The 23,073-nt window shown below is 39.6% G+C and carries 15 protein-coding genes; 10 read left to right on the plus strand and 5 right to left on the minus strand.

The features are described 5' to 3' along the window. Window positions 1-51 precede the first annotated feature (51 nt). From WC623_RS07615 to WC623_RS07625, 3 genes are read right to left on the minus strand one after another with little or no spacing between them, the layout of a single operon-like run. Window positions 52-861: an alpha/beta hydrolase gene (locus WC623_RS07615; protein WP_372849591.1), complete on the minus strand. Its 810-nt coding sequence runs from the start codon at window positions 859-861 to the stop codon at window positions 52-54. 12 nt (window positions 862-873) lie between these two features. Beyond that, a complete protein-coding gene (locus WC623_RS07620) occupies window positions 874-1,992 on the minus strand; it encodes a zinc-binding dehydrogenase (protein ID WP_372849593.1) in 1,119 nt (372 codons plus the stop codon). A 12-nt stretch (window positions 1,993-2,004) separates the two neighbouring features. Beyond that, window positions 2,005-3,132, minus strand: a complete 1,128-nt coding sequence (locus tag WC623_RS07625) for an alpha/beta hydrolase-fold protein (RefSeq protein ID WP_372849595.1) — start codon at window positions 3,130-3,132, stop codon at window positions 2,005-2,007. Window positions 3,133-3,290: 158 nt separating this feature from the next. On the opposite strand from WC623_RS07625, the gene WC623_RS07630 reads away from it, so the two are divergent. From WC623_RS07630 to WC623_RS07665, 8 genes are all read left to right on the plus strand, one after another. Further along, the gene (locus WC623_RS07630; RefSeq protein WP_372849597.1) at window positions 3,291-4,163 is read left to right on the plus strand and encodes an AraC family transcriptional regulator; all 873 of its coding nucleotides are present in this window, start codon (window positions 3,291-3,293) and stop codon (window positions 4,161-4,163) included. Between the two features lie 139 nt (window positions 4,164-4,302). Continuing rightward, window positions 4,303-5,127, plus strand: a complete 825-nt coding sequence (locus tag WC623_RS07635; RefSeq protein ID WP_372849599.1) for a phytanoyl-CoA dioxygenase family protein — start codon at window positions 4,303-4,305, stop codon at window positions 5,125-5,127. 65 nt (window positions 5,128-5,192) lie between these two features. Then, window positions 5,193-6,776 carry an alpha-amylase family glycosyl hydrolase gene (locus WC623_RS07640; RefSeq protein ID WP_372849601.1) on the plus strand — a complete coding sequence of 528 codons (1,584 nt, stop codon included), beginning with the start codon at window positions 5,193-5,195 and terminating at the stop codon, window positions 6,774-6,776. Between the two features lie 50 nt (window positions 6,777-6,826). After that, window positions 6,827-9,790 carry a SusC/RagA family TonB-linked outer membrane protein gene (locus tag WC623_RS07645; RefSeq protein ID WP_372849603.1) on the plus strand — a complete coding sequence of 988 codons (2,964 nt, stop codon included), beginning with the start codon at window positions 6,827-6,829 and terminating at the stop codon, window positions 9,788-9,790. 15 nt (window positions 9,791-9,805) lie between these two features. Continuing rightward, window positions 9,806-11,404 (plus strand): RagB/SusD family nutrient uptake outer membrane protein, encoded by a 1,599-nt coding sequence (locus tag WC623_RS07650; protein WP_372849605.1) that lies wholly within the window; start codon window positions 9,806-9,808, stop codon window positions 11,402-11,404. A gap of 12 nt (window positions 11,405-11,416) precedes the next feature. After that, complete coding sequence (locus tag WC623_RS07655) at window positions 11,417-12,433, plus strand: SusE domain-containing protein (RefSeq protein WP_372849607.1); 1,017 nt, start codon at window positions 11,417-11,419, stop codon at window positions 12,431-12,433. Between the two features lie 10 nt (window positions 12,434-12,443). Further along, on the plus strand, window positions 12,444-14,768 hold the full coding sequence (locus WC623_RS07660) for a glycoside hydrolase family 65 protein (protein WP_372849609.1): 2,325 nt from the start codon (window positions 12,444-12,446) through the stop codon (window positions 14,766-14,768). 163 nt (window positions 14,769-14,931) lie between these two features. Further along, the gene (locus tag WC623_RS07665) at window positions 14,932-17,796 is read left to right on the plus strand and encodes a PAS domain S-box protein (protein WP_372849611.1); all 2,865 of its coding nucleotides are present in this window, start codon (window positions 14,932-14,934) and stop codon (window positions 17,794-17,796) included. Here the strand turns inward: WC623_RS07665 and WC623_RS07670 are convergent. Continuing rightward, a complete protein-coding gene (locus WC623_RS07670; RefSeq protein WP_372849613.1) occupies window positions 17,793-18,698 on the minus strand; it encodes a LysR substrate-binding domain-containing protein in 906 nt (301 codons plus the stop codon). The two genes, WC623_RS07665 and WC623_RS07670, sit on opposite strands and share 4 nt — an antisense overlap. Before the next feature lie 76 nt (window positions 18,699-18,774). Between WC623_RS07670 and hutH the strand changes: the two genes are divergently transcribed. Together hutH and WC623_RS07680 are read left to right on the plus strand one after the other, a co-directional pair. After that, complete coding sequence (gene hutH / locus WC623_RS07675) at window positions 18,775-20,352, plus strand: histidine ammonia-lyase (protein WP_372849615.1); 1,578 nt, start codon at window positions 18,775-18,777, stop codon at window positions 20,350-20,352. An 11-nt stretch (window positions 20,353-20,363) separates the two neighbouring features. Next, on the plus strand, window positions 20,364-22,364 hold the full coding sequence (locus tag WC623_RS07680) for a urocanate hydratase (protein ID WP_372849617.1): 2,001 nt from the start codon (window positions 20,364-20,366) through the stop codon (window positions 22,362-22,364). A 4-nt stretch (window positions 22,365-22,368) separates the two neighbouring features. Here the strand turns inward: WC623_RS07680 and WC623_RS07685 are convergent, their stop codons facing one another. After that, window positions 22,369-23,067 carry a zinc metallopeptidase gene (locus WC623_RS07685; protein ID WP_372849619.1) on the minus strand — a complete coding sequence of 233 codons (699 nt, stop codon included), beginning with the start codon at window positions 23,065-23,067 and terminating at the stop codon, window positions 22,369-22,371. Window positions 23,068-23,073 lie beyond the last annotated feature (6 nt).

The following is a 23,073-nucleotide window of genomic DNA, read 5'->3' on the forward strand; positions in this document are numbered from 1 at the left end:
TGAAGTTTTATGATATATGGTTGAAATGGAACTGGACTATAAAATAGGATTTTAATTAGTATGGAGATGCTGCGCAAAAAAAAGTAGAGATTTTGATACGTGTTCCTGCCAATAAGGCCATTCATGTCCCCCTTCAAACTCTTCGTATTGGTGAGCTATCTGGTGTTCTTTCAATTGCTGGTGCAAGCTTCGGTTCTGATTAATCAGGAGATCTTGCTGTCCGCAGTCAAAACGAATTGGCGGTAAGATATCTTTGAATTTTAGGATCGTTGCCAGAACGGTTTCATCTACAGGATCTGGCTGATGATAGGTGGAGACAGCAGTTTTGGTAAACAGATTCATTTGTTCGAGCGCAGTGATGGAGGAGTGTGCAGAAACAGCCCGAAATAAATGTTGGTATTTCACGCCAATCTTTAATGCTCCGAAACCACCCATCGACAATCCGCAGATAAAAAAAGCCGATTGATTTGATACCTGAGGCAATGCTTCAGCAAGTGCAAGTGGTACATCAGTGCTAATCCATTTTTCGAAATCTTGCTGATGATGGGGCAAATACGCAGAGCCGTCTCCCCATAGACCATCAGAAGGCATGGCAATGATCATATTCGGTAAAGTTCTGCGCTGAATCATATCCATAGCTAGTAAGTGTACACCTCCGCTAAAGGCCCAGCTCCAGGAACTTCCATATACGCCATGCAGCAAAATTGCTACAGGTAAATTTTTAAGTTCATCAGTTCCCGGGGGGACAAATACGCATATATCTGCCCTGCCGGCAAGCGTATCTGTTCCTATGGTTATGAATCGGAGGTGATCTTTTTCGAACGCAGGATTTGATATTTCTAAGGTTCTGAATGCAGACATATAGCTCAAAATTTAATTAAATACAATAACCCCTTTGGCATTTTTGCCAGCCAGCATATCATCAAAAGCCTGTTGTAACTCGTTAATAGGATAAGTGTTGGTAACCATTTCTTCAAGTTGAAGCAAACCCTTGTCATACAAGGCAACGATGGCTGGTAAATCAACTTTCGGTCTGCATTTCCCATATAAAGGATTGATATATACCTTATCCCATTCAAATAAATTCATGTCAAATGATATTTCCTGTTCAATTCCACTTACCTGAACAGCAGTCCCAGCATTTCTAACCATTGCAAGTGGTGCAGCCCCCAAATCAGGGATGGCAGTACATTCAAATGCATAATCTGCCCCGCGATCATTGGTCATTGCTTTAACCTGTGAGGCCGCATTTAATAAACCTTTATCCGTTTTTTCTGCAAGGATGGTATCGGTGGCACCAAATGCCAGAGCCATTTCTAATCTTTTCGGATTGATGTCTACCGCAATGATTTTTACTGCACCTGATATTTTAGCGGCCTGTATCACACTGAGGCCAACGCCTCCAGTGCCTAAAACAACTACACTGGTGCCTGGTTTCACTTTGGCTGCATTTACAACAGATCCGTAACCTGTCATGATGCCACAGCTGATAATGCTTGCTGCAGGAAATGACATCTTTGCTGATGTGTTTATAACAGCTGCTGATGCTTTAACTAAAGTGTATTCGGCAATAGTGCCCAGGTTAAATGAACGTTCAACAGCCTCTCCGTCTATAATAGTACCTAAACTATGGGCATGTCCACCATTTGGACCGTACATGCCGCCTGTAACAGGTGAGTTGTTTTCGCAAATGTGTTGGTTGCCTTCCATACATTGAAAACAATGTTCGCAGGGCATTGCCCAATTTAGAATCACTTGATCGCCTATTTTAAACCCGGTAACTGCTGATCCTATTTTTTCAATGATGCCCGAACCTTCATGACCGATCACCATTTTCTTACCCCAGTTCAGGGAGTCGAAATCTGTATGGCATAAACCGGCAGACATGATTTTTATCCTGATTTCATCAGATTCTGGCTCACCAACCTGTATTTCTCCTATATAAAATTCACCCTTTCCATTGGTGATCGCTGCTTTGCATTTGATAGACATGGCGTATGTATTTTATTTTCCAAAAAGGAACGTTAATGGGATATCAAGTCTTTTTGCCCAGGCAATTTCGTTATGCTTATCGTCTGGGAAATACTCATATTTTAATTTGATGAGCTTGTTTTTCGATAAAATTTTGTTCATCTGCTCATTTGCCGGTAAGAAATCTTTATCCAGATCTAATCCGCCGCAATCCAGGTAAAGCTTGCTGCCGTTTAGACGACTGTTTTGTTGTGCAGCCTTAGCCAGTATATTTCCTTCGTCGAAGTAAAAACCACTGGACAAACATGCGGCTTTAGAAAAAACTTCAGGGTAATGCCACACCATATAAAACGAGATGAGTCCACCCATAGAAGAGCCTATGGCAGCTGTATTGGCTTTGTCTTTTAAAGTCCTGAAGTTGCGATCAATAAATGGTTTGAGTTCAGTCGCAATAAATTTAATATAATTCATCCCTTCAGGAGTACCAGAGTATTCGACCCAACGGTCTTTCGTATTGGCAATACCTACAATGATAAATTCTTCGGTTTGACCATTTCGCATCAGACTGTCGGCAATTTCATCCATATGCCATTCATTTCCTGACCCATTGGTATGGTCAAAGATGTTTTGACCATCGTGTGCATACAATACCGGGTATTTTTTACCGGGTTGTTTCTCGTAAGATGGGGGCAACCATACCACTACATTTCGTGTGTTTTTTAATAGAGGACTGCTAAAGTTATGGTAGTATCTGACTGTGCCTGTAATACTGCGTTGATAAATGTCATTCCAGCTACTTGGACGTAAGGTACAAATGGTATCTTTTGTTAATGTTAATGCGGTAGCAGCGGGAACTTGTCCATTGTTGTTGTAAAGTGCCTCCTTATAATAAGAACCACGGGTGATTTTAAAGTTTACTTTTGTATTTACAGGTAAGCTAATCTCTTGTATCCAGGTACTGTCGTTTATCTTTTGCATTTTCTGACTGCGTGGATAAATCCAGTCTCCCCATTGTGGCTGATCGCCAATAATCAATAAGGTGTCTGCTGTTTTAAATGGCTCAATAACTTTGATGGTTAATTTAACAGTTTGCGCCACCAATTGAAGCGCGCAGCAATTTATTCCAATCAGCAATGCAATGGTTAATGGGATTTTACTCATTCCTACAGTATTTATATTTCTATCCGTTTTTTTAGATAGGCTGGTTTATCTCAAAATAAAGGTTAATAACTTATACATACAATGCAGAAGTTGGCTTAAAAATGGAGTATTTTATCTTTTTGGATAGAAATAAATTATATTAGAGTTAAAAAAAGACAATGATTAGAGCGACACCTGAAATTGTACAACCCGCAAGTGAACAATCTTTTCTGATCCGTGCATTTGGTGATGAGGCTTTTAGGGCGCCTTATCATTTTCATGCTGAATATGAGCTGACTTTGATCTTAAATGGCAAAGGCAAGCGTTATATTGGTAATCATATGGCCGATTTTAAAGCTGGTGATATGGTACTGGTAGGGGCTAATTTGCCGCATTGCTGGAAACTTGTCCCAGAAAAGCAACCTGATGCAGGGGCAATCGTGATACAGTTTTCAGTAGATTTTATGGGGGATAGCTTTTTTGATAAGCCTGAAAATGCGCCTATTAAATCCATGTTTCAAAAAGCTGCGAATGGAATATGGTTTGATCAAATCAGTTTTGAACAGGTATATGCAGCTATTTTAGCCATGAAACAGCAGGATAGCTTTCATATATTAATAGACTTTCTTAAGATCCTTTATCAGCTTACGCAGTCGTCCAAATTGGTATTGTTAGATAAAGAACCAAATGTAGCCCGTCTAAGTTTGGTTGATCAAAAAAGAATTAATCCGGTTTTGGCTTACCTTGTAGAGAACTTCAGGAAACAGGTATCTCTAAACGACGCTGCTGCATTAACAAATATGACCACCAATGCATTTTGTAAGTACTTTAAAAAGATTACCCGTAAAACTTTTATGGAGATGGTGATCCAGTATCGCCTCAATTATGCAACCCAGCAATTGATAGAAACGGATAAACCTGTATCCGATATTGCCTTCAATAGTGGATTTACAGATGTTTCTCACTTCTATAAAGTTTTTAAAACCAAAATGGGACTGAGTCCACTTAGCTATCGGAAGAAGTTTATGATAGGCTATGACAGGGAAAATTAGTGTATTATAAATTGGTGAATTTATCAGTATTATTTTGATTTAAAGATAATGTGGATAATATATACCACTTTTCAGGTAATTTGTTCATTTTTTTTCAAGGGTTATTGGCTTTACTTTGAATTAACCAATTTTAAAGATTATGAACACCCAAAGTATGCAACTACCCGATCTTAATGATTTAAAAGAAATTTCCCAGGATCAAAAACAAGAGTTTAAGGAAAACGGACATATCCTGATTAAGCAGGTAATAAGCAGTGAAGATGCTGCGTCTTATCAAAAAGTGATCAGCAGTGCTGCTGCTAAGTACAATGAAGAAAAAAGGAAACTGGAAGATAGAGATACTTACGGAAAGGCCTTTTTACAGATTATGAATTTATGGCGTGGAGATGATGCTGTTAAGAAATTTGTACTGGCTAAACGTTTTGCTAAAATTGCAGCAGATTTGTTAGGCGTAGACAATGTACGTTTGTACCATGATCAGGCTTTATTTAAAGAACCAGGAGGGGGGCCAACACCATGGCATCAAGATCAGAATTACTGGCCTTTAGATACCAATAATACCGTTACCATGTGGATGCCACTGATAGATATTCCAAATGCAGAAATGGGCATGCTTACCTTTGCTTCAGGTTCTCATAAAAATGATAATGTGTTTGATTTTATCATCTCAGATGAATCAGAAAATGCCTTTGAGGATCATGTAAAGGAAAAGGGATTTGAGATCAGCAGACCATCTAGCATGAAAGCTGGTGATGCCACTTTTCATCGAGGTTATACAATTCATAATGCCCCTGGTAACAGCTCGGATAAAATGCGTGAGGTAATGACGATTATTTACTTTGCTGATGGGGCAAAAGTAACCGAACCACAGCATAAATGGCAGGAGAATGATCGTCAGCAATGGCTTATGGGGAAGGCTGCCGGTACACTTGCTGATTCTGAACTGAACCCTTTGCTGCTTTAATAGCAGCAATAGCGCTCTTTTAATACCCTTTCGTCCCTTATATTACAATACTAACCAAATTATTTATGAACGGAATTAAACACAAAATTGCAGGTTTACTATTTGCTTCTCTTTTGGGGATGGGTTGCCTTGCACAGAAAGAAGAGGGAGCAAAGGATGCTGAAGTTATGTATCATGTCTTTCAACGTAGTTTTTATGATGCAAATGAGGATCAGCACGGCGATTTAAAAGGATTAAAAGAAAAATTAGGCTATTTACAGGATTTAGGTGTAACCTCTATTCTGATGACACCTCTATATGAATCTGTTTATTATCATAATTATTATTCCAGCAATTTTGATAAGATAGATCCGAAGTATGGAACCATGGACGACTATATTGCTTTGGTAAAGGATATCCATAACAGGGGAATGAAGATTTATATGGATATGGAGACTCAGTATGTAACTGAAGACCACCAATGGTATAAAGAATCGTTAAACAATCCTGCATCTGAGTTTTCTGAGTATATATTGTATGATGACCTGGCACAAACCAAACCATCTACTATCGTTTATGACCTTAAAGATTTAAAGGGTTTTGATGGAACTGTCCGCAAAATTACTACAGTAAATCTAAACAGTAAGGCTGTACATGATTACAATGCCAGGTTGTTTAAATTCTGGCTTGACCCGAATGGGGATGGGAAATTTGATGATGGTGTAGACGGTTATCGCCTGGATCACATGATGGATGACCTGGATAACAAAAAACGTTTAACAAATCTGTTTGCCACGTTCTGGGTACCATTGATTAAACAGTTAAAGGAAGTCAACCCTAAGATCACCATTATGGCTGAACAGGCCAACTGGGGTTCATATGGGATTGAATATCTTGATAAAGCGGCAGTAGACCGGGTTTTTGCTTTTCGTATTCAGCAGGCCATTCCTTCTTTTGATAAAGAAAAGATTGCTGCCTTTGCTGATACCACCTTTTCCACTACTCCGGCTGGCAAGCAACAGATCGTGTTTATAGAGAATCATGATATCGCAAGGTTTCCGACAGTTGTAAAGCAAAATCCTGGAAAAGAAAGAGTCGGAGCTGCATTAAATTTACTGATAGGTGGTATTCCTTCTATTTATTACGGACAGGAAATAGGGATGCTTGGGGATACCTGGTTTGGTAAATATGGTGGCATTACAGATGCGAATGAGATTCCATCCCGGGAAGCTTTTGAATGGCACAAACAGGCTGAAGGTATAGGAATGGCTTTTTGGTATAAAAACAGTGGCCCATGGTGGGATACAAGTACAGTAAAAAGCGATGATGGTATTTCTTTTGAAGAGCAGAAAGATGATCCGGCTTCTTTATGGAATTTTTATAAAGATCTGATCGCGGTAAGAAAAAAACAGGCTGCATTAGTGGAGGGTACTTATCAGACCTTAAAGAACAACAATGCTAAGGTTTATACTTTTAGCAGAAACCTTGGGCAGCAAAAAGTAGTGGTAGCAGTAAATCTATCCGATCAGGAACAGCAGTTTAAAATTAGTGATGCAGCTGCCCGAAAAGCTACAGGATTATATGGGACAGCCAAGGGAATTGTTAAGGATGGTACGATAGAGGCAACTCTTGGTGCATATGGCGTACAAGTCTGGCGAACAGATAAGTAGGTGATTGAAAAACAACATTTAACCAAATATAAATTTAACCAATTTATTGTATGAACGGATTTTATCCTTTAAAACCGGGACTTTTTCTGCTGTTTTTTTTATCGGTATTTCAGGCGAGTGCCCAAAGTGGTTCGGTGTCTGGAAAAGTACTGGATGAAACTGGTCAGGGACTCCCAGGTGCTTCTGTAGTTGTCAAAGGAACAACAAGAAGTACCGCTACCGATGCCAAAGGAAATTATAGCTTAAGCGGCCTTTCTGCTGGAAATATTATACTTGCTGCCAGTTACGTTGGTTATCAGGTACTCGAAAAACCAGTTTCAGTTGCTGGAAATACTCGGGTAGATTTTAACCTGCAGCCTGATGCGAAGAGTCTGACAGAAGTTGTAGTGATTGGTTATGGAACTACTACCCGTAAAAATCTTACCGGCGCAGTTACTACAGTTAACGACAAAGATTTTCAAAAAGGTGCGGTTACCACTCCGGATCAATTGATTCAGGGTAAGGTAGCAGGTGTGGTGATTGTACCTGGGGGCGGACAGCCGGGATCCTCAGGAACCATCAGAATCAGGGGTGGAGCTTCTTTAACAGCAAGCAATAATCCGCTTTATGTAATTGATGGGATTCCATTAAGTGGTGAAGGTATTAGTGGATCATCAAGTCAGCTTTCTATGATTAATCCTAACGATATTGAAAGTTTTACAGTGTTGAAGGATGCAAATGCAACAGCTATTTATGGTTCCAGGGCATCTAATGGGGTGATATTGATCACTACTAAAAAAGGAGGCGGTGCCAAACCGACATTCACTTTCAATACCAATAACTCTTATGCTACAGTTGCCAGAAAGGTAGATGTATTTTCTGCTGAACAGGTAAGGGCATATGTGAATGAAAATGGGACTGCAGCAACAAAATCGGTATTGGGTACTGCAAATACCGATTGGCAGGACGAAATTTACGACAATGTTTTCGGTACGGATAACAATTTTACCCTATCTGGTAATTTCCATAATGTGCCTTATCGGATTTCTGCTGGCTATTTAGACCAGAAGGGGATCATGCGTACAGATGAGTTGAAAAGGGGGACAGGTGGCATTCGTTTAACACCGAGTTTATTTGACAATCATTTAAAAATAGATTTAAACTTAAAAGGTACTATTTCGAATACCCGGTTTGCCAATCAGCTGGCAGTTCCAAATGCGATTTCTTTTGATCCTACGCAACCTGTGCACGCTAATAATAAGTTTGGAAATTATTTTGAATGGATTAGCGGGGTAGCGCCTAATGAAGTTCCCAATATCAATACTGCGCGCAATCCTGTTGCTTTATTAGAAATGTATGCCAATAAGGGAAAAGCCGACCGTAGTTATGGTAATCTTCAGTTAGATTATTCTTTCCACTTCTTACCTGAATTGCATGCCAATGTAAATATCGGTTACGACGTAGCTAAAGGACAGGGGGTAACCAATATTCCTGCAAATGCTGCTTCAAATTTCTTAACTAAGGGATATTCGCTGGCTTATCTGGGAACTCAACAGGATAAGTTTCTGGAGGCTTATCTTAATTATACAAAAAATGTAGAAAGCATTAATAGTAATTTTAATATTACGGCAGGGTATGGTTATTATGATAATGCTAAGAAGAATTATGGATTGCCAACATATAATGCATTGGGCGAGGTGCAGGTTATGCCTAATTTCCCGTTTGATGTGTTGCGGAATAAATTACTCTCTTACTATGGTCGTTTCATTTACACACTGGCCGATCGGTATATTTTATCTGCCACTATGCGTGCGGATGGCTCTTCTAAATTTAATCCGGACGGCAGATGGGGCTATTTCCCTTCAGCAGCTTTTACATGGCGGGTTAAGGAAGAGGCTTTCCTGAAGAATAGCAAAGCGATTTCTGATCTCAAAATCAGGTTAAGTTATGGTGAAACCGGGAATAAAGATGGGATAGGGAATTATGCTTATTTACCTAATTATAGTCTTAGCGTAGACCAGGCACAATATCAGTTTGGGAACGAATTTTACCATATGTATAGTCCGCTTCCTTATGATAAAGATTTACGCTGGGAATCAACGACTACCTATAATGCCGGTTTGGATTATGGCTTCTGGGGCGGACGCATTTACGGAAGCATAGATGCTTATTACAAGAAAACAAAAGACCTGTTGTCCACAGTAGAAATCTCGATTGGAACCAATTATAGTAACCAGCTGCTAACCAATGTCGGGAATATGGAGAACAAAGGAATTGAAGCAAGTATCAATTTTGCATTAATAAAAACTGAAAAGGCGAACTGGGATATTGGCTTTAATGTGAGTTACAATAAAAACAAAGTGACCAATTTGACTTTGCAAAATAACCCAGGATTTAAATTGCAGGCCAGAGGGATTACTGGTGGTATTGATAATTATGTGCAATATCATACTGTTGGTCTTGAACCTTATTCTTTTTTACTGTATAAACAAGTTTATGATGTTTCCGGATTTCCTTTGGAAGGTGTTTATGAAGATCTGAGTGGAGATGGAAGAGTAACAGATGATGACAGGAGGTTTTATAAATCACCCGCTCCAATTTATGTAATGGGCTTTACTACTGCTTTTAATTATGGTAAGTGGACATTGAGTACGGTATTGAGGTCTAACCTGGGTGGGTATATTTATGATAATGTTTCCTCGCAATTTGGCGTTAGCCGGTTTATGTTAAATGAGCAGTTCATCAATAATACCAGTACTGATCTTTATAAGACGAGATTTGCAAACAACCAGTACAAGAGTGATTATTATTTGAAGAATGCATCCTTCCTTAAGATGGATAACCTGGGGTTAAATTTTAATGCCGGACGTTTGTCTAAGACCGGTACTGCAACTTTATCTATCTCTGCGAATTGTCAGAATGTATTTGTGCTATCTGATTACAAGGGTATTGATCCTGAAATCTTTTCAGGCATAGATTACAATTTATATCCAAGGCCCAGAACTTATACACTGGGTGTAAATGTTGGTTTTTAGTTAAAACATAAGAAGATGAGCAATAGATATAAAATATATAAAGCTGCTTTGCTGATTTTGGGAACAGTAGCTTTCTCTTGTAAAAAAGATAGTTTAAACCTTATTCCTACCAATGATATCATTGCAGAACAGGTTTACAGTTCTCCCCAAGGTTATAAACAAGCCTTTGCTAAAGTTTATGGAGCATGGGCATTGGTGGGGGTAAAGGGACCAACCAATATAGTGGGCGATTTGGCAGGACTTGATCCTGCCCAGACAGATTTTTTAAGACAATACTGGAACTTACAGGAGCTGACAAGTGATGAATCGAGTTGTGCATGGCCTGATCCAGGGATTCCTGATGCAATATATGGAATGCCAGAGCCTGATAACATCATGATTAAAGGTTTATATGCCAGAAGTATTTATCAGATTACCCTGGTAAATGAGTTCCTGAGAGAAAGTACTCCAGAGAAATTAAGTAGTCGCAATATAACCGGAAGCGCAGTTGCTGATATCAATTTATACCGCTCAGAGGCCAGGTTCCTGCGTGCTTATCAGTATAGCGTATTGATGGATTTATATGGTAATCCTCCTTTCCTTACGGAGGCTGATGAGATTGGTAAAATCAACCCTAAGCAAATTAAACGGGCTGATTTGTTTAATTATGTGGAGTCTGAGTTGAAGGCGATAGAAGGGGAGCTGGCCGCACCAATGAGCAATGAATATGGACGGGCAGATCGTGCTGCAGCATGGACGGTTTTAGCTCATATTTATCTGAACTCGGAAGTTTACCTGGGTGCTGGTAAAGGTAAATATACTGAGGCTATTACTTATGCAGTTAAAGTTATTGGGGCAGGTTATACGCTTGCTGCTAACTATAAAAACTTGTTCCTCACGGATAACAATCAAACGAGCAAAGAGATCATATTAACCATCAATTATGATGGTTTTAAAACTCAGACTTATGGCGGAACTACTTTCCTGATTAATGCGAATATAGATCCAACTATGAATCCAGCATCATTTGGTGTGCCGGGTGGAGGATGGAGTGGCTATCGTGCTAAGAGTACATTACCTCTATTGTTTGGAGATTATAGTGGTAATACAGACAAGCGGGCTTTGTTCTTTGGGACTAAAGTTGCCAATGATGACATAGCGGTTTCTACAGATGGACTTAGGACAACTAAGTTCAGGAATGTCAGTTCTACAGGAGTGATGGGTGGCTCGCAGGATGGGACAATGTCTTCCCTGGATTTTCCTTTGATGAGATTGGCGGATCTTTATCTGGTGTATGCTGAAGCTGTACTACGCGGTGGTAGCGGAGGTTCAATGAATCAGGCCTTGATTTATTTTAATGCCCTTAGACAAAGGGCTTATGGGAATACCTCCGGAAATGTATCTGCTATTACATTGAACGATATTCTGGATGAACGAGGCAGAGAACTTTACCTGGAAGGTTATCGTAGGACAGATCTGATTCGTTTTGGGAAATTTACTGGTTCAGCGTATTTGTGGCCATGGAAAGGTGGAGTTAAGGCCGGGAAATCATTGGAAGATTTCCGAGCATTGCTACCATTACCTATTTCAGATGTGATCGCTAATCCAAATCTTACACAGAATACGGGATATTAATATTTAATAGATATGAAATCATTTATTTTAAAATCCATCACTCTTGGCTTAATGGCTATGGGATTGTGGTCTTGTCAAAAAGATGAAGCTCCGGTAGTGGCTACATCTGGTACAGGTGGCTCTTTAAAAGCATCTGTGGCAACGGTAGTTTTAGATAAAAGTCTGATAACCACCAATGTGATTACTTTTACTATCGATGCAGCTAATTTTGGTTATCAGGCTGCTATTACAAATACCTTACAATTATCGCCCAAAGGAGAGAATTTTTCGGTTAATAAAACAAGAGAATTTGCACTTGATCCTAAAGCAACCAGTAAAAGTTATAATGGATTGGATTTTAATAACCTGCTGCTGGCATTAAATCTGCCAACATCTGGTAACTCTGATGTTGAAATCAGAGTGAAATCTACCATTTCTAAAAACCAGGAGCCAGTTTATAGTAATGTGGTAGGAATTAGTGCCAGACCATTCCCATTAACCAGTTGGATTTATGTACCTGGTGCTTATCAAGGCTGGGATATTTTAAATACTGATAGTCTTGTATCGGTAACTGGTAATGGTGTTTATGTTGGGGTAATCAATTTTACTGCCGCTAATTCTGAGTTTAAAATTGCACCAGCCAAGAAATGGGATCTTTCTTATGGTGATGGTGGTGCTGGTAAATTAAGTACTACAGGCGGAAATCTAAGAAATACTGCTGCAGGAGCACAATTATTAACAGTAGATATGAACACGCTGACTTGGTCTATCGCAGCGGCCGACATATGGTCTATTATAGGAGCTGCTGTTCCAGGTAGTGGCTGGATCCTGGATACTGATATGAAATTCATCAATGATGGAAAGGGGGCCTATGTGTTGAAAACTAATCTTGATGCCGGTGAATTTAAATTTAGAAAAAACCACGATTGGGGAATATCTATCGGTGAAGGAGCTGGCAATGCTAAAGTTGCTGTTGCAGGAAATTACACCCTAACGCTGACAGTGAATGCTGACGGAAAAACAGGGACTTATACCATGATTAAAAATTGATTAAAAAATAATGAAGAAATACATTAAAGCAGATGCGTGGAAGATAATTGAAAAGGGCTTTGATCCACATTTAAACAAGATATCGGAGAGTATTTTTAGTTTGGGAAATGGCAGGATGGGGCAGCGTGCCAATTTTGAAGAGACTTATACAGGTGATAGTTTGCCCGGCAATTATATTGCCGGTGTTTACTATCCTGATAAGACTCGGGTTGGATGGTGGAAAAATGGTTATCCAGAATCACTAGCCAAGGTAATTAATGCGGCCAATTGGATTGGTTTAAATGTAAAGATAGATGATGAAATGCTGGATCTCGCAAAAGTTGAGGTAACTGATTTTAAGCGGGAACTGAACATGCAGGAAGGTTATTTGCAGCGTAGCTTCACCGCTAATTTAAAGGATGGTAAAAAGGCAAATGTTGTAGCAACCCGGTTTTGCAGCATTGCTAATGATGAAGTTGCTGCAATGTGTTATCGTATTACCCCTTTAAATTTTAATGCCCAACTTAGTTTTACTGCTTTTATAGATGGGGATGTTGAAAATCAAGATAGCAATTATGGTGAAAAGTTCTGGGAAAGTGTAGCTGCTGAAATTATTGATCATGAAGCCTATTTAACCTTAAGGACAAAGAAAACAGCTTTTGAGGTTTGTACAGGGAGTAGCCTTAGGATTTTAAAAGGTAAAGATCAGATAAATCCAGAACTGACAGCTGTATATCGTGAAAAGTATGTTGGACAATCTTTTGCAATTGATGCTCAGGAAGCTGAGGAAATTACTGTATATAAAATCGCAGCAAATTTGTCATCAGAGAACCATCCCAAATCAGAATTGATGGAGCATTGTAAAAATGTGGTGCAGGCAGCTGCAGAACAGGGATTTGATGTTTTGCTGGATGAACAGGCTAAGGCATGGGCTAATAAATGGAAAGAAAGTGATATTGTGATAGAAGGAGATGTAGCTGCTCAACAAGCCATTAGGTTTAATATTTTTCAATTGTTCCAGACGTATACCGGTAAGGATGATCGCCTGAATATTGGTCCAAAGGGTTTTACAGGTGAGAAATACGGGGGGTCAACCTTTTGGGACACTGAAGCATATTGTCTGCCTTTTTACCTGGCTACAGCTGGGCCTGATGTGAGCAGGAACTTATTGGTTTATCGTTATAAGCAGTTGGATAAAGCAATTGAAAACGCGAAGAAGCTGGGCTTTGACAATGGAGCGGCCTTGTACCCGATGGTAACGATGAATGGGGAGGAATGTCATAATGAATGGGAAATCACCTTTGAAGAGATCCATCGAAATGGAGCCATTGCCTTTGCTATTTATAATTATATCCGCTATACCGGAGATGAAGCTTACTTAATTGAATATGGTTTGGAAGTGTTGATTGCTATTGCCAGGTTCTGGAAACAACGGGTCAACTGGAGCAATCATAAACATCAATATGTGATATTGGGGGTAACAGGCCCAAATGAATATGAGAACAATGTAGACAACAATTGGTACACTAACTTAATTGCCGCCTGGTGCTTAAAGTATACTATAAGTGCTGCGGAAACTGTAAAAAAGCAGCATCCTAAAAAATATAAGCAATTGATTGAGCATCTGGATTTTAAAGAGAAAGAGTTCACAGATTGGGCCAATATTGTGGAAAATATGTATTATCCTGAAGATAAAAAAAGAGGAATCTTTCTGCAGCAGGATGGCTATCTGGATAAAGAACCACTTACGGTAAAGCATTTGTCTGAGAGCGACCGACCGCTTAATCAGAATTGGAGTTGGGATCGCATCCTTCGTTCTTGTTTTATTAAGCAAGCTGATGTTTTACAGGGACTTTACTTTTTTGAAGAGGACTTTGATCTGGAAACGATTAGGAGGAATTTTGATTATTATGAACCGAAAACGGTACATGAAAGTTCTTTGTCTCCCTGTGTACACAGCATTATAGCCGCAAAATTAAATGATGAAGCCAGGGCTTATGAGTTTTACTTGCGTACAGCTCGTTTGGACCTGGATAATTATAACAATGATACGGAGGATGGCTTGCACATTACTTCTATGGCAGGAACCTGGATGAGTATTGTTGAAGGATTTGCGGGGATGCGTGTACGTAACGGACAGTTGCAGTTTAGTCCTTTCTTACCTGGCAAATGGGAAGCTTTTTCTTTTACCATTATTTTCAGAGGGGCAACGTTGAAAATTAGGATTGCCGAGCATGGAGTAAAGATTAAAAATGAGACTAAAGTAGCCTTGAATGTCCGATTAGGAGAAACAGACTATGAGCTTCCTGCTTATACAGAAATTGAAGCTGATTACAATGTGATTTGGTCTGTATAAACTTTTTAAGGGAGTGGTAATAAATTTTAATATAACGTGCTTTTAGTAAGTGTTTTAGGTTTGTTGTGAATTGAATTTTATTAAATCAGTATAGTTTTTGCGATGTTTTAGTTCAAATAATACTACATTTCGTTTAGTAATATGCGAAAGGTAAAGGACTAAAATGAAAAGAAAAGCGAGCTATTATAACTTTTTTGAAAGGTTCCCATTGTCGATGTGGGTGTACGACGTGAATACATACTACTTTCTGGATGTAAATATTGCCGCCACAGTACACTATGGGTTTTCGAAGGATGAGTTTTTATCGATGACTATTAATGCTTTAGTTCCACCCGAAGATGTGGCTATGATTGATAATATGATGAAGGAGGGGCTCGAAACTGGAGAGCCCTGTAAAAATACCGTCAGACATGTTAAGAAAAATGGCGAACTGATCTGTGTGGAACTTGAAAGTAGTGCTATTGAATTTGAAGATAAACAGGCACGGGTTGTCGTAGCACATGATATCACTAGTCGCGAACTGAGCCAGAAGGAGATTATGGAGAGTGTGGAAAGGTATGTTACCAAGGCTGTAGAAGAAGAACACTGGTCTAAGCTATTGGAATCAGTAGTGATCAATACCACTGATGGTGTTTTAATTACCGATGCTGCTGAAACCGGTACCGGTATTATTTATGTGAACGACGCATTGGTGAATATGTCTGGTTTTAGCCGGGAAGAATTAATTGGAAAAAACCCTGATATTTTTTATGGTTATAACAACGCTCAACAAGGTTTAAGAAAGATTGATACAGCTATAAAAAATAAAGTTCCGTGTAATGTGGAGCTGATTAATTATACCAAAAATGGGAAACCTTTTGATGTAAGCATTAACATTTGTCCGGTTACAGACAATACAGGAACAGTCACACACTGGATTTCTATCCAAAGGGATATTACTGAAAACCGAAATTATATAAAGGAAATAGAAGACCAGAATAAGAAACTAGTTGACATTGCCTGGAAGCATTCGCATAAAGTTAGAGGACCGCTTACGCAGATCATGTCACTGGTTGAATTACTGAGGGATTGTAATTCTTGTGAAGACCAGCATCTATTGCATGAATATCTCTCAAAGTCAGCATCAGAATTGGATCATGTGATTTCTGATATCACAAATCATACAGAACATGGTGCTTTTGTGATGAATGAAAAGAGGTTTTACGCATTTATGGACGAATTGCCAGGGCTGTGCTGGATTGCCGACGACAGCAATTTTTTAAGATATGCCAATAAGTGCTTCTTTGAAACACTTCATCTGACTAAAGAAACAATAGGTAAACCCCTTGAAGAAATTTTTGGTTCTGAGATTGCCAGAAGTGCACAAATAAATAATCAAGATGTTCTGAAGTCTGGTGAAAATAAAGAATTTCATCAAACAGTAAGAGATAAAAACGGACATCCCCAGTATTATAAGACCTATAAATTTCCCTTTAAAGATGGGGAAGGCGGAATGGTTGGTGCTGTAGCGTTTAATGTGACTAAACGAATTAAGCTTGAGGAAGAATTGTATCAAAGTGAAGCTCAGTTTAAGCAGGCTTTTGAACATTCGTTAGTCGGAATGGCTTTGATAAGTCCAGAGGGAAAATGGGAGCGGGTAAATAGAAGTTTATGCCAGATGCTTGGCTACACTGAGCAGGAAATGAAGTCGCTCAGTATTCAGGACTTAACTCATCCCGACGATCTTAAGGAGAGCCAGACGATCCTGGAAGATCTGGCCTTAGGTAAAATTGAAGAAGTAAAATACGAAAAAAGATATCTGCATAAAAACGGAAATCCTATCTGGGTGGTCATTGCGGCAACGATGCTGTATGACAGTGCGGGTGAAGCAATAAATTATGTATCACAGATTGAAGATATTACCAAAAGGAAAGAAATTGAAAACGATCTGGTACTGAGCGAAAAGAAGTATCGTACTATTTTCGAAAATGTACAGGACGTATTTTATCAGACGAACCAGGAAGGTATCGTTACTGAAATCAGTCCATCGATTGCGCAACATTCAGGTTATCTTCGTACGGAGATTATTGGAAAACCTGTAGGTAATTTTTATTATTATCCACAGGACCGGGAAAGGATGATCGAACAATTACGAATTAATGGTGCTGTGATTGATTTTGAAGTCAGACTGAAAACGAAAGAAGATGAGTTGCGTTACGCCTCGGTTAATGCTAAACTTAATGTCGAAAATGGTGTAATTATGGGAACTGAAGGCAGTATGAGAGATGTAACCAGGAGAAAGTTCCAGGAGAACGCTCTGCAAGCCCTAAATACAGAACTCACAGCTTCCAATGAACAAAAAAATAAATTGTTTTCTATTATTGGACACGATTTGAGAAACCCGATATCCGGAAGTCTGCAATTGCTGGATCTGACACTTAATGATTTTGAATCCAGTTCTGCTGAAGAAGTGCATTCCTATCTTTCTATGATGAAAACGGAACTGTCGAATGCAAATGTGTTGCTTGAAGACTTACTCACCTGGGCAAAATCTCAGTTTAATGCAGTAAGTTTTAATCCGGTGGAAATTGAAAACCTCGAGGGTCTTTTTGATAAATGTATTCAAACCGTTTCGCCAATGGCAGTTAAGAAGAACATTAGCATTATACCCTCTTTAAAGGGAGATCTTTTGCTTCATGCGGATATTGGAATGTTGGAAACGATTGTTAGAAATCTATTGTCTAACGCAGTCAAATTTACAGATAAAGGAGGGATTATTGGACTTAAAGCTGTGGGTAACAACAATGGCGTCCTCTTTTCTGTTAAAGACAATGGACGAGGCATTCCCAAATACAAAATCAATGAACTGTTCAATAAGAATTCCAATTATACCACTTTTGGTACCGCTGGAGAAAAGGGGACGGGCCTCGGCTTAAGTCTATGTAATGACTTCGTGTTAAAACACGGTGGAACTTTATGGGTAGAGAGTGAAGAAGGAATAGGGACGACATTTTACTTTACCATTCCTGAACTACTCAAAGATTCTTAAATGTCTGGTCCTGTTTCTCTTTTAACTAAGAGTTCAACAACATTCTTTAAAGCAGGATTCCTGTTTGATTCTTTCCAGGCGACATACAGTTCCGTTCGTTGTGGAATGTGTTTTAGCTCGATGAATTTAACATTTAAATTGTACCCGTATTGCAAAGATGTGGGTACAATAGCTACCCCCAGACCCTCCTCTACTAATTTGAATATAGTAAGTGCATTAACGGATTTATGGGAAACTTTTGGCCTGAAGCCTGCATCTTCGCAGATGCTGGTAATCAGATCATGGTAAAATGGACTGTCTTCGCTGGAGAAAAAGATAAACGGCTCATTGCTAAAATCCCTTACACTTTTAAAATTGGCTTCATTTACAGGATGGTCAATGGGTAAAACCATGGCAAAGGTATCCTGGTGAACAAGCTGTCTGGATATGCCCTCTGGTAATCGATGTAAACGTACAAAGGCAAGGTCAAGCTTGTCCTTCTCTAATTGTTCGATTTGAAGTCTATTCGGCATTTCATCCAAAATGGTTTGAATTCCAGGATATTTCTGATTCATTTTCAGTACCAGTTCCGGTACAGTTTTTTGTGCTGCAGAACCTAAAAATCCAATGCGCAGTTCCGTTTCTTTACCCTGACTGATGTTGTCTATTTGTCGGCGGATGGTTTCCAGATGATTGAAGATAAAATCTACTTCTTCTTTTAAATACAATCCTGCTGCAGTAAGTTCTACCTTTTTCTTACTGCGGTCAAACAAACTGGCACCTAATATTTCTTCCATCTGCATAATCTGACGGCTAAGACCTGGCTGTGAAATAAACAGCAGCTCTGCGGCTTTTCTGAACTTCAATTCCTGGGCAAGGACCTGGAAGTATTTTAAATGTCGCAGTTCTATTTGATAACTCATGGTTATTGATTGATGATGTAATTGGTATTTATAAGTATCAAAGATAGGGGTTATATTTGTGTAAACGATTTTTGAGATGAGTGCAAATCATAATTTTAATTACGGTTCAGACTTCCTTACAGTAAGCAAAACGCTTGCAATTAGTAAAGGAACAATAAAGGGGATTTTAAACGAGGAAACTCGTCAGAAGATAAAAGAAAGCAGTGCTATTGTTGAGAAAATAGCCCTTTCTGATAAAGCAGTTTATGGAATCAATACTGGGTTTGGCCCACTTTGTACGTCTATGATCTCTGCAGAAGATACCAAAAAGCTCCAGGAGAATATTTTGAAGAGTCATGCTGTAGGCGTTGGAGTACCAATTGATGATGAGATTTCCAGAATTATGCTGGTGCTTAAGTTACAGGCATTGGCCCAAGGTTATTCAGGGATCCAGGAAGCTACATTAGATCGCATGATCTGGCATTTGGAGAACGATGTAATTCCCGTAGTCCCAAAACAAGGATCAGTAGGAGCTTCGGGCGATTTAGCTCCTCTATCTCATCTTTTCCTTCCATTAATTGGATTGGGCAGGGTGCACTATAAGGGGGACATTGTATCCGCACAGGATGTTTTAAAGGAATATGGTTTAAAACCAATTGCATTAGGTCCTAAAGAGGGACTTGCTTTAATTAACGGTACTCAGTTTATCGCTGCGCATGCAGTAAAAGTTGTAGCGCGTTTTTATAATGTGTTAGCTACCGCAGATATCACAGCCGCAATGATGCTGGAAGGCTTGATGGGGTCTGTAAAGCCCTTTGACGAAGGTTTACATAAGCTAAGACCTTATAAAGGTAACCAGCATGTTGCCGCTAACATTAGAAATCTATTAGCTGATTCAGAGATCGTAGGTTCGCACCTGGATTGCGCAAAAGTACAGGACCCTTATTCTTTACGTTGTATTCCACAGGTACATGGCGCATCGAGAAATGCCTGGTTACATTTAAAAGAAACGCTGGAAATAGAGATCAATTCCGTAACAGATAATCCGATTATATTTAGCGAAGACCTGACCATTAGTGGTGGTAACTTCCACGGACAGCCTATTGCCATGCCTTTGGATTATGCTTGTCTGGCGGCTTCAGAAATTGGGAATATATCAGACCGCAGGATTTATCTTTCTCTGGAAGGAAATACAGATGGTGTACCTAAGTTATTGATGCGTGAAACAGGATTAAATTCAGGATTTATGATTCTCCAATATACTTCTGCAGCATTGGCTAGTGAGAATAAAGGCCTTTGTTTCCCTGCTAGTGCAGATAGTATTCCTACTTCTTTAGGGCAAGAAGATCATGTAAGTATGGGGTCGATCAGCGGAAGAAAAGCTTTACAAGTCATTGAAAACGTAGAAAGGATTTTAGGAATAGAGCTTTTCTGCGCAGCGCAGGCAATAGATTATCATGCTCCGTTAAAATCAGGAAAGATGATTAATGCAGTACACGATTATGTGCGTTCAAAAGTTGAGCATCTGGAAGAAGATCAGATCATGTATGAGATGATGGAAAAAGTAATTGAAATGGTACAGGATGGAAAGATACTTGAAATTGCATTGAATGCCGCAGAAAAAGAAGGTGTTGCCAGTAAAACAGTCTTTACTGATCTGTTTGAAAATTATTAATTCCAGATACCATGAATTTTAAGGAACAAGTTTTACAGGGGATTCCTAAACAATTGCCTGCAAAAAAAGAATACGATCCGAAGGTTAGCCATGCACCGGTAAGAAAGGATATATTAACTAAGGAAGAGAAGAAGTTAGCCCTTCGTAATGCATTACGGTATTTCCCGGAAGCATGGCATGAGGAACTAGTGGCAGATTTTTTGACTGAACTCCAAACTTATGGCCGGATTTATATGCATCGGTTCAGACCTGATTATGAGATGTATGCTCGGCCGGTTGATGAATATCCTTATCAGAGCCTGCATGCTGCCTGCATTATGCTCATGATCCAGAATAATCTTGATCCTGCAATTGCACAACATCCTCATGAGTTGATCACTTATGGTGGTAATGGTGGTGTTTTTCAGAACTGGGCACAATATCTTTTAACCATGCAATATCTGTCAAAGATGACAGATGAGCAAACGTTGAATATGTACAGTGGGCATCCACAGGGATTGTTCCCTTCTTCGGCCGCTGCGCCAAGGGTGGTGGTTACGAATGGGATGATGATTCCTAACTATTCATCACCAGATGATCTGGAAAAATATAGTGCCCTTGGGGTAACTCAATATGGACAAATGACTGCTGGTTCATACATGTATATTGGTCCTCAGGGAATTGTACATGGGACTACAATTACATTGATGAATGCTTTCAGAAAGAAACTGGGCGCTTCAGCTTCACCTGCTGGCCGGATTTTCCTTACTGCCGGATTAGGTGGAATGAGTGGTGCACAACCAAAGGCTGGGAATATTACTGGCTGCATTACTGTTTGTGCAGAAATTAATCCTGCGGCGGCACGTAAAAGATACGAACAAGGTTGGGTTGATGAGTTGATTGAAGATTTGGCTGTGTTGGTGGAAAGGATAAAAAAAGCACAAGCTGATCAGCAAACCGTATCTCTGGCCTTTATTGGAAACATTGTTGATGTTTGGGAATACTTTGATCAACACGGGATTTTTGTGGAAATTGGATCAGATCAGACGTCATTACATAACCCATGGTCTGGTGGATATTATCCGGCAGGTCTGAGCTATGATGAATCAAATGTAATGATGGCATCAGATCCTGAACGTTTTAAAGAAAAGGTACAGGCTTCATTGGTTAGACATGCAGCTACGGTGAACAGTCATGTAGCAAAAGGCACTTATTTCTTTGATTATGGCAATGCTTTCTTATTGGAATGTAGCAGGGCAGGAGCAGACGTAATGGCTGCTAATGGAATAGATTTTAAGTATCCTTCCTATGTAGAAGATATTTTGGGGCCTATGTGCTTTGACTATGGATTTGGACCTTTCAGATGGGTTTGTACATCAGGAGACCCGAAAGACTTAGGAACAACAGATCGCCTGGCAATGGAGGTATTGCAAGACATTAAAGAAATCGCTCCTGACGAAATACAACAGCAACTTCAGGATAATATTACCTGGATTAAAGAAGCCGGTGCCAATAAAATGGTAGTAGGTTCACAGGCCAGAATTCTTTATGCAGACGCTGAAGGTCGGGCTAAAATTGCTGAAAGGTTTAATGAAGCAGTGGAGTCAGGTTTGTTATCTGCACCAGTTGTATTGGGGAGAGATCACCATGATGTAAGTGGAACGGATTCTCCTTTCAGAGAGACCAGCAATATTTATGATGGCAGTCGTTTTACTGCTGATATGGCGATTCATAACGTGATTGGAGATAGTTTTAGAGGTGCAACCTGGGTATCCATTCATAATGGTGGTGGAGTAGGCTGGGGAGAAGTGACTAACGGTGGTTTTGGAATGGTGTTGGATGGTACGAAAGCAGCCGCTGTAAAGTTGAAGAGTATGTTGTTTTTTGATGTAAACAATGGTATTGCAAGAAGAAGCTGGGCTAGAAATAAAGAAGCCCGGTTTGCCATTGAAAGAGAAATGGAAAGAACTCCTCAATTGAATATTACCATACCCCATCTGGTTAACGATGGCTTGTTAGATGGTTTGTTCTAAATAATTAATGACGATCTCTGCTGTTTACGAAGAGCAGAATGTAATAAAGTAGGGTTGCGACCGAGCTGATTGCAGCTACAACATAAGTTCGCGCAGCCCATTTAAGTGCATCTGCGGCTTTATCATGTTCGGCTGGTGTCGTTATATTGTTTCTTTCCAGCCATAACAATGCACGGTTGCTGGCATCATATTCAACAGGAAGTGTGATAATGGTAAAAAGGGTGGTAAGGGCAAACAAAGCAATACCTACTAGTAGTATAGTAGGGTTTGCAGAACCAAATAGAAAACCAAGTCCGGCCAGTATGATCCATTGCGATAACTGAGAGCTGACATTGACTATGGGGACAATTGCACTACGAAAAGTAAGCATAGAATAAGCAGTAGCATGTTGCACCGCATGGCCACACTCATGCGCCGCAACTGCTGCCGCTGATATACTTCGTCCTTCATATACATCAGGACTTAAATTAACCGTTTTGTCCTGCGGATTATAATGGTCACTTAAATGACCAGGTGTTGAAATCACACGAACATCATAAATGCCGTTATCGGCAAGCATCTTTTGTGCAATTTCTTTCCCGCTCATGCCGTTTTGAAGCCCTATCTGACTATACTCGTTAAATTTACTTTTGAGCCGGTTGCTGACAATCAGTCCAACAATAAACATGATGCCTGCAATCAGGTAATAACCCATTAAACCCATACTTTT

This window comes from Pedobacter sp. (genome assembly GCF_041645105.1).
In the GTDB taxonomy this organism is placed as follows: Bacteria; Bacteroidota; Bacteroidia; order Sphingobacteriales; family Sphingobacteriaceae; genus Pedobacter.